Source organism: Alkalihalobacillus sp. AL-G, from assembly GCF_030643805.1.
Classification (GTDB): domain Bacteria; phylum Bacillota; class Bacilli; order Bacillales; family Fictibacillaceae; genus Pseudalkalibacillus.
Map to the genome: position 1 here is coordinate 3356165 of NZ_CP094656.1, position 13761 is coordinate 3369925.

General features: G+C 41.6%; 12 protein-coding genes and 1 pseudogene. 2 read left to right on the forward strand and 11 right to left on the reverse strand.

Features of this window, described 5'->3' with window-relative positions; genetic code table 11:
* Positions 1-375: 375 nt before the first annotated feature.
* From MOJ78_RS17220 to MOJ78_RS17255, 8 genes are all read right to left on the reverse strand, one after another.
* Positions 376-1617: an anti-sigma factor domain-containing protein gene (locus tag MOJ78_RS17220; RefSeq protein WP_304978558.1), complete on the reverse strand. Its 1242-nt coding sequence runs from the start codon at positions 1615-1617 to the stop codon at positions 376-378.
* A gap of 27 nt (positions 1618-1644) precedes the next feature.
* Complete coding sequence (sigI, locus tag MOJ78_RS17225) at positions 1645-2391, reverse strand: RNA polymerase sigma-I factor (protein ID WP_304981296.1); 747 nt, start codon at positions 2389-2391, stop codon at positions 1645-1647.
* A gap of 459 nt (positions 2392-2850) precedes the next feature.
* Positions 2851-3177, reverse strand: coding sequence for a thioredoxin family protein (locus tag MOJ78_RS17230; RefSeq protein ID WP_304978559.1), 327 nt, complete (start codon positions 3175-3177; stop codon positions 2851-2853).
* Positions 3178-3206: 29 nt separating this feature from the next.
* Positions 3207-4277: a PQQ-dependent sugar dehydrogenase gene (locus MOJ78_RS17235; RefSeq protein WP_304978560.1), complete on the reverse strand. Its 1071-nt coding sequence runs from the start codon at positions 4275-4277 to the stop codon at positions 3207-3209.
* A gap of 1 nt (position 4278) precedes the next feature.
* The gene (locus tag MOJ78_RS17240; protein WP_304978561.1) at positions 4279-4638 is read right to left on the reverse strand and encodes a toprim domain-containing protein; all 360 of its coding nucleotides are present in this window, start codon (positions 4636-4638) and stop codon (positions 4279-4281) included.
* A 181-nt stretch (positions 4639-4819) separates the two neighbouring features.
* On the reverse strand, positions 4820-5062 hold the full coding sequence (locus tag MOJ78_RS17245) for a YusG family protein (protein ID WP_304978562.1): 243 nt from the start codon (positions 5060-5062) through the stop codon (positions 4820-4822).
* A gap of 202 nt (positions 5063-5264) precedes the next feature.
* Positions 5265-5648: a glycine cleavage system protein GcvH gene (gcvH, locus tag MOJ78_RS17250; RefSeq protein WP_304978563.1), complete on the reverse strand. Its 384-nt coding sequence runs from the start codon at positions 5646-5648 to the stop codon at positions 5265-5267.
* A 510-nt stretch (positions 5649-6158) separates the two neighbouring features.
* Positions 6159-6515, reverse strand: coding sequence for an arsenate reductase family protein (locus MOJ78_RS17255; protein WP_304978564.1), 357 nt, complete (start codon positions 6513-6515; stop codon positions 6159-6161).
* 338 nt (positions 6516-6853) lie between these two features.
* On the opposite strand from MOJ78_RS17255, the pseudogene MOJ78_RS17260 reads away from it, so the two are divergent.
* Together MOJ78_RS17260 and MOJ78_RS17265 are read left to right on the forward strand one after the other, a co-directional pair.
* Positions 6854-7003: pseudogene (locus MOJ78_RS17260) on the forward strand (IS1595 family transposase); the annotation flags it as partial.
* Between the two features lie 176 nt (positions 7004-7179).
* Positions 7180-7881 carry a hypothetical protein gene (locus tag MOJ78_RS17265; RefSeq protein WP_304978565.1) on the forward strand — a complete coding sequence of 234 codons (702 nt, stop codon included), beginning with the start codon at positions 7180-7182 and terminating at the stop codon, positions 7879-7881.
* A gap of 191 nt (positions 7882-8072) precedes the next feature.
* On the opposite strand, the gene MOJ78_RS17270 is transcribed toward MOJ78_RS17265, so the two are convergent.
* The 3 genes from MOJ78_RS17270 to MOJ78_RS17280 form a co-directional block, all read right to left on the reverse strand.
* A complete protein-coding gene (locus MOJ78_RS17270) occupies positions 8073-9857 on the reverse strand; it encodes an acyl-CoA dehydrogenase FadE (RefSeq protein WP_304978566.1) in 1785 nt (594 codons plus the stop codon).
* A gap of 236 nt (positions 9858-10093) precedes the next feature.
* Positions 10094-11272, reverse strand: a complete 1179-nt coding sequence (locus MOJ78_RS17275) for an acetyl-CoA C-acetyltransferase (RefSeq protein WP_304978567.1) — start codon at positions 11270-11272, stop codon at positions 10094-10096.
* A 14-nt stretch (positions 11273-11286) separates the two neighbouring features.
* Positions 11287-13683 carry a 3-hydroxyacyl-CoA dehydrogenase/enoyl-CoA hydratase family protein gene (locus MOJ78_RS17280; RefSeq protein WP_304978568.1) on the reverse strand — a complete coding sequence of 799 codons (2397 nt, stop codon included), beginning with the start codon at positions 13681-13683 and terminating at the stop codon, positions 11287-11289.
* Positions 13684-13761: the final 78 nt, after the last annotated feature.

A 13761-nucleotide genomic window follows, 5' to 3' on the forward strand; every position in this document is an offset into this window, starting at 1 on the left:
TACTTTTCACTTTTCGAGGGGCAAGCAGATGAATCCTTTAATAATCCTTCGACAGTTTATCTACCAAATTCCGCAAACTACCTAACAAGCACAATTATCCGACAGCACTCATCAAAAACGGGTAAAAAAAACGTAGCAAAGCCAAGATTAGGCGGGGCTGAGCCATAAGGGATGGCCTTAAGGCCGCTAACGTTGATACTTTAGAAGTAAACTTTCCCTAAAGTCGGCAATCCTTCATGTTGAAAAGTTATATTTTTCTATCGTGAACACAAAAGAGGCTGACCATAATTCGTCAACCTCCTCTTTATTTGTCTGACTGGATGATAAGCAGAAACAAACACGTCAAAACGTCATGACATTTGCCATGACTTAGCTTTAGTGCGTATTAGACGGATGTTCATGCTTCCATCGATGCTGTTTATCGTCATCACGATTACCATGAATAAAATCCAATTGCAAACGCTCGAGCTTTTTTAATTGACCTGGGGGTATGTGTTCACCATGCCCTTTGTGTAAATGAAACTCGAGCAAGGTTAGCAATTGATCTTTAACATTTCGATCATCTTTATCTACGGATTGATTCATCGACGTTTTCGGGTTTTCTTCCTTAGCATTTTCCGAGTTTTCTTTCTTAGCGTTTTCGTTCTTTTTTGGCAAGGTTTGAATACCTTTCTCGGTCACTCCCGCATCAGGCTTATCTTTTTCAACAATTTTCGTTTTAGGCTGTTCTGATGAAGTTGATGACTGATCTGAATCGTCAGGATTAACTAAATCATCCCCATCCCTATCATTGTGTGTACGACTTACCTGCTGGATTGGTACAGTAAGCTCCATTGTTGACTCCACTTTGTCAGAGTCATCGTTTAATTTTATCGCTGCTATGTTTTTTAACTCTGTATATGAAAGTTCACTTGCCTTTTCAAGAGTTAGAGTTCTTCCGTTCTTCAATGCATCTTGATAAACAAGATATTTCCCCATTGAAACACCGTGCTTATTTGCCTCGTCTCTTGTCGATGATGTTGTTGTAAATACAGCGACACTCATATCGACCAATCTCGGATCTTCTCTAATTTCGTTAACGGATTCTTCCAATAACTGCTTCACTTCAGATTGTAGTGATTCATCATTTAGAGATGTGGTAATTAAAAGGTCATGATAAGTATCCAGGTAACCATTCTTATCTAACATCTCAAATAAGGATTGGGAAAAATACAATAAAGACGTATCTTGAAAACCGTCCGAACTACTTAACAGCTTTTCAGCATCTTCATTCAACGCACGGACTTTGACGATATTCATATCATCATCGACCGCGACTTCAATGCTAGGGTTGATATCAAAGCTAACATAAGCTGCTGCTGACGCCTTGTTTTGTCCAAACGGAAAAGCACCTGCGACCAAAACAAAAATAATTAGGATTGATAAGGCAAGGGAAAAAGCTGGCAGGACCATTCTTTTCATGGGCATATAAGAATACTTCGGCTCCATTGGATAAATGTATTCCTGACCTATTGTAGGCTGTTTACCATTTTTTAACCGGACTCGCACAAAGCTTCCATCCTTTGTGAGAATTATAGCTTTGTGCTTTGTAACATTCATGACTACTCCGCGCTTCACTCATTGTCTCCTCCTTTCCATCCGATATTAAGAGGGTTCAATGTAAGACTTCAGCGAAGTGTACCCTCCGATATAGATCAATGCAATCGCTATTATATACTTTCGATTACGCTCAATCGTTTTACGACTGCATGAGACCATATTTAATAAATCTTTTATCGGCAATTGCTTTTTTTCGGATAGATAGGATGCAAGCTCCTCATTCTCTGCAAGCAATTTTGCTATTTGTTTTGCGTTTTCACGGGCATCAATATGCTTGGGGCAATTTTTACTTAGAACCTTGAAGGTTATTCCATAATCCTTCAGCAGCTCTTGAAATTCCTCAATCTCATACACTCGCGTTTCGATTTGCTTTTGCTGTTCAAAATGATCGATGGCAGCCTTCTGCTCTGCATAGCTGTCCTCTAAACGCCCTTCTTCATCCATCTCTTCCGGTTCGAGAAAAATATACCGGTTTTGACGGGCTTCTTTACGGATATAATCAATCACCCTGCGACGTATAACCATATCAGCGAAGGTTAAAAATCTACTCCCCTGTCCCTCTTGATACTGGTTGATCGCTTCGTTGAATGCAGTAAGACCAACGCTGTACTCATCTCGGGAGTGGTCAATATACTGATTACACACTTTTGATGTCACTTTTTTGATAAAGGGCTGATAATCCTCCAACAATTCATTACGAAGGTAATCGTCACCCTTGGCTATTTTCTTAACTTTATCTTCAATTGTTAATGGTTTGTTGTATTTTGGTTTTACAAGTAAGTTTAAATTCATTGATGTCATTTTGTATCCACCTCGCTACGTTCAAGTATCAAACTTTTTGCTTGAGGAGTTCCTATTATGAAATTGGATTTTCTATTTTTAAAAATCCCATAACTCATTTATACCATTGTTTTGAGTGTTTGAAGGATACAATTTGATAACAATGTTACAAGCCTTTTAACATTTGTAACGCTAGCTTATTATAACAGACTTGTTTAAATCTTCTGATAAGTATCTGATCCATCGATTTTGAATTCGTTGACCTGCTTTTTCATAGGATTAAAGGTAGTATCAGCTAAGCTTCACCTATTAAAGTTGGGCTTAAACAATTTTTCCAAAGGTGCAATTTTGACATAAACAAGGAAAAATCATCCATCAATTTTTTCTGTTTTTCTTTAAAAACAATTTGATACGGATGATTATTTAATGATAGGAACCGCTGCAAGTCCCTTTTATGTTAGTAAAATACCCTTATTTAACTGTAAAGAAAACTTGCAATTTCTCAAAAATATAATCGACGGAACGAAACGAATACAGCTTTTCTCGGACTTTTCCGCCTGAGATGAACAGTAAACAGGGTACACTTTCAATTTCCCATTGCACCGCCATTTCTGGATGCAAATTCAGATTACATTCGAATAGTTCGATTGATTCGGCCCCTAACGCCTCATCAGTGATCTTCAACATTTGACTTGCAAGCTTACACGTTCCACAAAGAGGTGTGTAGAAAAAAACGACTGATTTTTTACTCGATGTTTGCAACTTGCTGATGTCTGTTTGACTGATTTCCTTTACCACAACAAAGATATCCCCTTTTAAACTTCTCATTAATCTAACTGAAATTGTATAAGACGGTCATCCTCTTCCGTCGGAGTTCCCCTTCCATCACGGTTGCTTGTGACGGCATACAATACTCCATCACTTATGTTAATATCTCTCACCCGACCGAATCCACTTGCCCACATTCTATCGGTTTGTTGCGCAAGATCAAATACTCGGATTTGTTCACCCGCTAGACAGGCGACATACAATCTCGACCCGATTGCATCCATGCCAGAAGGAGCCCAGGTTTGATTTCCTGAGTGAAAAAGTGGAGTAATCATCCCCTCTCTTTCCTCGTCCCCTTGAATAATTGGCCAGCCATAATTCCCACCTGGAACGATGCGATTGATTTCATCATGAGCACTTGCCCCATGTTCGGAACTGTACATCTGACCATCATCTGTCCAAGCCATTCCCTGCGGATTCCGATGTCCGTATGAATAGATCGGGGATCCTTTAAAGGGATTATCATTCGGGATGCTGCCATCCAGGTTTACACGTAAGATTTTCCCTGCCAAACTGTTCAGGTTTTGTGCTAGAGCTTGTTCTCCAGCATCTCCAGTCGTAATATAAAGCTTTCCATCAGGTCCTATTTGCAAACGTCCCCCATTATGTATCGGACTTCCAGGAATGTTTTCAATGATAACATCTATTTCGCGCCATTCAGTTCCATTCTTTTGAACCTTCACGATCCGATTGAGGAGTTGGCCCTGCTCCGTGTAAGTATGGTAAATGTAAGCTTGCATAGGGCTTGTGTTTTCAATCAATAGAAAACCAAGAAATCCACCTTCTGTTCTTGAAACAATTTGTTTGCTTAGTTGAAGGGGTTCTCGCTGAATCGAGCCATCTTTTGCGTGTACAATATTTCCGGCTCGTTCCGAAAGATAAAACTCAGCTGGTCCTAAGACATTGATTTGCCATGGGACATTTAGGTTCGTTACAAGTACTTGTCCTGCTTGATTTTGTCTTGTATCACTATTCGCCGGTACTGTCGGTTGATCCTCTTTGCTAGGAGTCTCATTGGAAAAACATCCGGTAAGTATGAGTACAAAAACGAAGGGATAAATGTACTTCATGTCATACACCACCATCTAATAAATAGGATTCATTAATTTGAAAATGGGCGTTCAAAAGAATTTTTGCCAAATATAGAAATGGGGTTTCGGCAACTTCCTTGTATATCCGGTTTGTATAAAGATGTTGTGCATTTGGCAATTCTCGTTTAAAAACATCCCGTAGCTTTTTGCCTGCATCGTCTTCATCAACAAGAATATAAACGTCTTTATGCTCGATTGTGTCGATAAGGGCTTCCAGCTTTTCATAGCCGATTGTTCCATGTGTACAAAGGATTTCCACCGGTTCCTTCAGTAATTTCATCACTTTTCTTCGGTCAGACTTCCCTTCCACAATCAGAACTTTCTCATTTGAGTCACACATTCGAATCCCCACCCACATTATGCACTTTTTAAAATTTGAAAAATTATCCTATTGTATGAAAAAGGATTGACCTGAGCAGCGAACAAGCTTCTCCAGCATAATTAGTATGAACCTACTAAACCATACTGCATGGAGTGAACCTGACCCTGGTGAGTCAATCCTAAAAAATGTGTTGAACCTCCTAGCACCAACCGAATTCACAATCATCGACAAGCTGCTTATTCTGATTTGGCGAATTTGAATCCTGTCGGTACACCTTTTCTTGATCAAATTCAAACCCTTCGCTCATTTCATACAGGTTGCCTTGGTTTGTAAAGACGATCTTACCAATCTTATCCTTGTTCAAATACAGTGACATGCTTCCTTGGTCCATTTTTCCGTAGACCTTGCTTGTAACATCCGTTCGGGAACGCTGTTGATCCACGTTACTCACACCCTTCTACTGAATAATTAATACTATTTTATCCAGCAATGAAGTTCATGAACCAATTTTTTTGCCCCCAAAAAAAAGCTTCAACGCCTTGGGTAGCCATCAAGATCACTCGAAGACCACCGGGAGGCTGTCGCCGCCGCATGTGGGCTGGAGTGTGATCCGAGGGGCTATGCGCTGAAGCCGGATATAACGTCTACTCGTCACTTACCATTTTTTCATAATCTTCTGCTGTCATGAGCTTGTCCAATTCACCTTCATCAGACAATTCAATTACGACCATCCATGCCTTGTCGTATGGTGATTCATTCACAAATTCAGGATTATCTTCAAGGTCCTCGTTGATTTCAACAACCTTACCGCTTAACGGTGCATAAAGCTCGGATACTGTTTTTACAGATTCAACACTACCAAATGGTTCATCTAATTCAATTTCGTCCCCAACTTCAGGAAGCTCAACGAAAACGATATCACCTAGCTCGTCCTGTGCAAAATCAGTAATTCCGATGTACGCTTTGTTTCCATTAACTTTAACCCATTCATGTTCTTCTGAATAACGCAATTCCTTTGGATAGTTCATATTAATTCCCTCCATGATTTCAACTATTTTAATGTGAGTTCAAAAAGTAGGCGAATCAGAATTTCTTAAAAGAAGTTCGATTAAAGACGTTACGTCCTGTAACAACATCGAACTGACTAACATCCTGTTAGCCCAAGGCACGACAGTTTTGAGGACCGGAACGACGATAGATACCTGCATATAAGCTACGAGTTGTACCGCAGGAAGCTTACCCCCAGGGATTTACTAGTTGACGCAGGTACATATGGAACTTCGACTAATTACTTCACGTCCTGTGAAAACGTCGAAGTCAGCACGTCCATGTGCAAGTCCGGAAAAACCGAGTAACACAGAAATTCGCCGTTTATCAACGAGCGGTACTTGCATCCACACTACGAGTTGTGCCGCAGGAAGCTTTCCCAAGGATAAACTTGTAGACACAGGTACATGAGCCCTTGGATACTTTTTGAACACCCTATTAGTACCTCTACTCGTTATAGTATTACAAAACACTACACTCCTGCAATCCGTCTACTTCCAATTTTGTTCAAACGTTTCGTCTTTAAAACCTACTGTCACCTTTTTATCGTCAGTTACAATCGGTCGTTTGATCAACATTCCGTCGGATACAAGCAATTCCAGCAGTTCTTCTTCTGTTGCTGTTTTCACTTTGTCTTTCACGCCAAGCTCACGATATTTTTTACCGCTCGTATTGAAAAACTTTTTTAATTCCAAGCCGCTTTTTTGATAAAGGGAAGAAAGTTCATCTTTTGATGGTGTTTCTTCAACGATATGTACGGTCTTGTAGGATACACCATTTGCATCCAACCATTTCTTAGCTTTCTTGCATGTAGAACAGCTCGGATACTCATAAACCGATAATGACAAAACCCGACACTCCTTACTCAACATATTCTGTAAATTCTGAAGAGCTTCCATACTATTTTAACACAATCGAGCCGGTGGCAAACCGCTAGTTTTAATGAGCTATTCGTGTATAAGCTGACCAAGTTCGTTTCGCAGTTTATTCTTGAGTTTCGCAGTAATTTTTCTTATTCACCTGGCTTAAAAGCTTTTCCACTGTCATTTTAAGAATGTTGAAACGAGATTGCCTCGTTTCTCCCTTTCCACCTGCTAAAGTTTGTTGTTGATAATGATAAACAAGAATGAATGTACTACAATGAAATTAAATAGATAAAAATTGGTGAGTGTGAAAAGCAAGTGATATTCTTGAAGCCATTCAAAAAATAAATCCAGCAGAAAAACATCATTTGCGAGAGTATTTAAATGATGCTCTCAGTGGATCGGCCTCGCCAGGCGCTGTTCTGCAAAAAATCTCTGAGCATAAGAATGAGGAAGGTTATCGTTGTCCTAACAAAAGAGCAATTAAACAATGTATTAGGACATAATCTTTCAAAAGAAAATGTATTATGTACCGATTCTTGCCGTCCCTTTAAAGTTTCACGATATAAATATTATTTCTTATTCAACGTGAGCAGGATATTTCAATAAACAAATTTATCTGTTCACTAAAATATGAGAGGGAGTTTTTATGAAGTTTTATGTTGGGGTTATTATAGTTACATTCTTGTTGATAACAGGATGTACACAAAATGATATACAGACTATCGAAGGAAAGATAAATGACGTTAACAAAAAGGAACAATCATTCGTTGTTTATGTAGGAGATACATTAACAAATAAACAGCGAGAAACAATGGATTTTGAGGAAAACGAAAAAATCATCGAAGCGTTTCTAGTAGAAACAACCAAAGATACAGTGATAAAGGGTGAACTGGATTCCTTTAATGATTTGAAAATGGAACAAAAAGTATCCATTGAAATTAAAGGGAATTATGAAAAGGAATTGGTTACGACTGGCGCTCTTTTTGAAGATCATGAAAAACTACCGTCCTATCAGACAGAAAAGATAACCGTTATTCCTTATTCAAAACAGGATATTGTTTCCGAAATGACAGTGGATAAAGATAAGTATGGACTTTATATTTACAATCCGAAACCTAATGAAAATGGAGGATACAGTCCTCCAGACACCCATGAAAATGTCCCTTTTCAAAGGGTAGTAATGAAACATTCGAACAGTGAAGTTAAAAACACGAAAGAATTATTAGGGTTATTTGAAGATTCCCCTACGTATATCGTTACAGATGATAAAGGGATTCTGTTTAAAGCAAACAATGAAAAAGAACTCGATGCTTTTATAGAAACATTAGCCAAACAAGAAACGGACTAAAGTAGAAGGCAAACGGGGCGTAAGTGAAATTCAAATAAAAACAATCAATGGACTTCCAGTTACATGGAAGTCCATTTTCACAATAAAAATCAACATTAAACTATGACAGAGCCTAATATAAAATTGAACAAGACTGATCCGAGATTGGACCAGTCCTGTTTGAGAGAGAGTTTTTTCAGAAAAGAAGCGGTTTAAATGACGTATTTTTCGTCTTCCAACAGCTTCGAGGCTATTTCGCGCTTTTTCTTGATGACATTCATCGGAGTATAGCGGGTCAGCTTCTTAAGTGCGGACAGCATCATACGCAGTTGGTCACCTTCTTCAATTGCAACGATTGATTCTTTGGCATGTAACTCGATGCGTTGGAATGCTTCCTGACAATAGACTTCTGTCAATAAAATCTTTTGTGCCGCTTTTTCAGCACCTTGCTTTTGAATCGCTTTTTCAGTTCGCAGAACGACCGATTCCATTGCATACGCTTCACTGACGATATCTGCCACATTTGAAAGGATTTCTTGTTCGTGTTCAAGCTTCGGACCGTACTTTTGTGCGCCAAGTCCAGCAATCATCAAAAAGATCTTCTTAGCATTCTTCACAAATTGCTTTTCTTGAGCGAGCGGCTCATTGTCCACTTCTTCAGGCATGAGCATCATCAATTCATTTTGAAGCTCCGTAGCTTTTTGAAGCAATGGAAGCTCACCTTTCATAGCCTTTCGCATCAAGGTTCCTGGAACGAGAAGACGGTTGATTTCATTCGTTCCTTCAAAAATCCGGTTTATACGAGAATCACGGTACATGTTTTCAACCTCGTATTCGGACATAAAGCCGTATCCACCGTGAATCTGAACCGCTTCATCGACGATATAATCGAGTGTTTCAGAAGCGAAAACCTTATTAAGTGAGCATTCCACTGCATACTCTGCGATTCCTTTTGCCAGCAACGAACCATCTTTTTGGTCTTCTGCCGATAAGTCACCAAGTCGATCCTCATACATCCCAACTGTGCGGTAAACAGAGCTTTCAGATGCATAGGTCTTCGCTGCCATCGTGGCGAGCTTTTCTTGAATGAGTGTGAACTTTGCAATTGGTTGTTTGAATTGCTGACGCTCATTCGAATATTTGATCGCGACTTCCAGCGCACGTTTGGCTGCCCCTACACAACCAACCGCAAGCTTGTATCGACCGATATTCAATATGTTAAAAGCAATTACATGGCCTCGACCAGCTTCACCTAGCAGATTTTCTTTCGGCACCTGGACATCTTCTAAAATCAATGTCCGAGTCGATGACCCCTTGATGCCCATTTTCTTTTCTTCAGGTCCAGTTGAAACGCCTGCAAAATCTCGTTCGACGATGAATGTTGAAAAATGCTCGCCGTCGATTTTTGCATAAACGATAAACACGTCCGCAAATGCAGAGTTGGTGATCCATTGCTTTTCACCGTTTAAAACGTAATGCGTACCAGCTTCGTTCAGCTTTGCGACTGTTTTTGCTCCGAGTGCATCAGAGCCTGATCCCGGCTCCGTTAGTGCGTATGCTGCAATTCGCTTCCCGACAGCGAGATCTGGTAAATAACGTTGCTTTTGATCTTCATTTCCGAATAAAACGATCGGCAGCGAGCCAATCCCGACATGCGCCCCGTAACTGAGTGAGAAAGAACGGGCACGGGCGAATTTTTCTGTGATGAGTGAAGAGCTGATTTTATCAAGTGCAAGTCCGCCATATTCTTCAGGAACATCTGCGCCGAGCAGCCCAAGCCCTCCCGCTTTCGTCAACAAATCTCTAGAAAGATCGAACTGATGCTGCTCGATTTTTTCTAATTTCGGAACAACCTCTTTCACGACAAAATCCTCTGTCGTTTTTCCCATCAACAACTGTTCCTCTGAAAAATCCTCTGGTGTGAAAATGTGTTGCGCATCAACATCTTCAATCAGAAAGCTTCCGCCTTTTGCGGCTTTTTCCACACTGTTTGACATGCAAGTAACCTCCTTTTATCAATTAGATAATGAATAGTCGCAGTGTCTAGCTCCGGCACCTAGGTGTTCTGGTCGCTTCGATTCCTGAACAAAACACGAAAAAGCGTGCTGTGCTCTTGAATATCCAACGCTTGCACCACAGGCATAAGTGCAACTATGGTAACCGCCTTCGCAACTGCTTGCCGTTTACCAAGTTTTCTTTATCGCATCTTAGCAAGGCGCTTTCGCTTTTCAAATCAGTGAATCAATTCAAATACACCTGCGGCACCCATACCGCCTCCGATACACATTGTTACCACTCCGAATTGTTCATTTCGGCGCTTCATTTCGTGCATCAAGGTCAAGGTCAGCTTTGCGCCGGTACACCCTAACGGATGCCCTAATGCAATTGCACCTCCATTGACATTGACCTTCTCCTCATCAAGTCCCAATTGACGGATGACTTGAAGAGATTGGGAAGCGAACGCCTCATTAAGCTCGAACAATCCGATATCGGAAAGCTCAAGGCCGGCAAGCTTCAATGCTTTCGGAATCGCTTCAACTGGTCCGACGCCCATGATCTCTGGTGCGACACCAGCAACAGCGAAAGAATGGAACTTCAACAATGGTTTAAGTCCTTCAGCTACGGCTTTTTCCCGGTTCATGACAAGTACAGTTGCGGCTCCGTCACTCATTTGCGACGAGTTTCCTGCTGTAACCGTACCTTTTGGGGAAAAGGCTGGCCTTAGTTTGCCAAGGACTTCGGCAGTGGTATCTGCACGAACACCTTCGTCCTTTGAAAGGGTGACTATTTTTTCTTGTAGCTTATTGTTGTCATCCACCCAACGAAGCGGAACATCGACAGGAACAATCTCAGATTCGAATTTCCCTTCAGCAATCGCCTTCGCCGCTTTTTGGTGACTGCGAACAGCAAACGCATCCTGATCGGCTCTTGAGATTCCGAATCGGTTGGCGACTTCTTCGGCTGTATAGCCCATTCCCATATAATATTCCGGTCTTGAATCTAGTAAACTAGGATTCGGCTTAACGACATGACCTGGCATTGGGATCAAGCTCATCGTCTCCGCCCCTCCCGCGAGAATCGAATCGGCATGCCCTAGCATGATTTTTTCCGCACCATAGGCGATGCTTTGAATTCCGGATGAACAATATCGATTGATCGTAATCGCCGGAACGTTATCCGGAAGTCCAGCAAGACCACCAATTATCCGAGCCATGTTCATGCCCTGCTCAGCTTCAGGAATCGAACATCCGATAATTAAATCGTCAATCGGACCATCGTAACCATCTGCACGTTTTAACGTTTCTTTTACCGTAAGAGCACCAAGGTCATCAGGACGTACGTTGGCGAGTGTTCCTTTCTTTGCTTTTCCGACAGGTGTTCTCGCACCTGCTACAATCACTGCTTCTTGCATATCTTCTTCCCTCCTTAGTTGCGAAGTGGTTTTCCTTTTACAAGCATATGCTGCATCCGTTGTTGACTGAGCGGTTCACCAGCCAGGCTGAGGAACGCTTCCCGCTCGAGATCCAACAAGTATTGTTCATCGACAAACGTGCCTTCAGGGACTTTTCCACCCGCTATGACATAGGAAAGCTTTTTCGCAATTTTCAAATCATGATCCGAGATAGCATTTCCGAATTTTAACGTCTGAGCACCGAGTACGAGTGTCGCATAACCCGGCTCTCCTGCTACAGGAATCTTTTTTTGTTGCGGCGGACGGTACCCCCGGTTGTACATGGACAGGATTTGTTGCTTAGCATCATAGATGAGATGGTCTGCATTGACGCTGATTCCATCCTGTGGACGTAAAAAGCCGTTTTCCTTTGCTTCGTGGGCCGAAGTCGAGACCTTTGCCATCGCGATCGTCTCAAATGTCTGTATTGCCATTTTTTGAAGATCTGCTTTGGCGTTTTTCGGTGTCTGCTCGAGCAGCCTTGTGTAAAGCTCCTTGTTTCCACCACCGCCAGGAATCAGTCCCACTCCGACCTCGACAAGTCCCATATACGTTTCAAAAGAGGCTTGTAATCCTGCTGCAGGTAACGATACCTCGGTTCCCCCGCCAAGTGTCATGTTGAATGGTGCAACGATGACTGGCTTGGCACTATAACGGATTTTCGCCATCGTCTGCTGGAACTGACGAACCATGAAATCAAGCTCGAAGAAATTGTCATCCTGCGCTTCCATCATGATCAGCATCAGGTTCGCTCCAACACAGAAGTTTTTGCCTTGATTACCGATGACGAGCCCTTTGTAGTTGGTTTCCACTTCGTCAATTGCATATTGGATCATTTGGATGATATCAGGTCCAATCGCGTTGTTTGGGGAATGGAATTCAAGTAAGGCCACGTCATCCCCGATGTTGATCAAACTCGCTCCAGTATTCTCTTTAATAACTCGTTCTTCACCTTTAAGTCGATGCAGGTGAACGACCTTTTCATTTTCCTGTGCTGAAACGTAATCGCCATGATGATAGTATTGCAGCGTTGTTCCTGCTTGCTTATAAAATTGGTTTTGACCGGAATCCAGCATTTCAGTTATCCATTGCGGTATCGTTTCGCCCTCTGCCTTCATTCGCTCAACTGATTTTTCAAGTCCGATCGCATCCCATGTTTCAAATGGACCTGTTTCCCATCCGAATCCCCATCTCATTGCATCATCAATCGCTTTGATATCATCTGCGATCTCATAAGTTTTTTCTGCACAAAAGAGGAGAACAGGTTTTAAAATCGACCAGATCAGTTGTCCAGCTCGATCATCGGCATACGCAAGCGCTTTCAATTTTTCTTGGACGCTTTTCGCTTGCTTGCTTAGTTCTGTTGATGCTGTTTTCAGTTTTTTCCGCGGTTCATATTCTAAGGTTTCAGGATTCAATTCAAGGATTTCGCTTTTACCATTTTTTTTCTGCTTCAGAAAAAATCCTTGGCCTGATTTACTTCCGATCCATCCTTTTTCTTGCATGTTCAACATGAAATCTGGTACTTCGAATACTTCTTTCTCAGGGCTTTCAACTTGTTCGTGGACATTGTTGGCAACATGGATGAATGTGTCGAGCCCAACGACATCAAGGGTTCGGAACGTCGCACTTTTCGGCCGGCCAATTACAGGTCCTGTTACAGAATCAACTTCACCGACTGAGTATCCGTTTTTCACCATTTCTTGAACGGTAACAAGGAGACCGTACGTACCGATGCGGTTTGCGATAAAGTTCGGTGTATCCTTCGCTTCAACGACACCTTTTCCAAGTACACACTCAGCAAACTCACTCATAAACTGTAAAACTTGCGGCTTTGTTTCGGAAGTCGGGATGACCTCCAGCAACTTTAAATAACGCGGCGGATTGAAAAAGTGCGTACCAAGGAAATGTGCTTTGAAATCCTCACTACGACCTTCTGCCATCGCATTAATCGATATTCCTGAGGTGTTCGAGGTTACGATTGTTCCTTCTTTCCGATACTGATCGACCTGCTCAAACACAATCTTTTTTACATGTAAGTTTTCAACGACGACCTCAATGATCCAGTCCACTTCACCAAGCTTGTGAAGATCGTCCTCCAGGTTTCCAACTTCAATCATTTCTAGATGCGTTTTCGAACTAAGTGGCGCGGGCTTCTGCTTTAAGAGTTTTTGTTTTGCAGAAGCAGCCAGGCGATTTCGAACCGTTGGATCCTTCAATGTAAGCCCTTTATCTTTTTCAGTTTCCGAGAGTTCTTTTGGAACGATATCAAGCAATATACTAGGAATACCAACGTTCGCTAAATGAGCAGCAATTCCTGATCCCATAACACCTGAACCAATGACTGCCGCCTTTCGAATCTTGTAGGTCATAATGTACCTCCTTCGTCTGAATGAATACTCATTCATTTTTAGAGCAAAAAATTAACCCTTCTAATTCTACTATAAAAA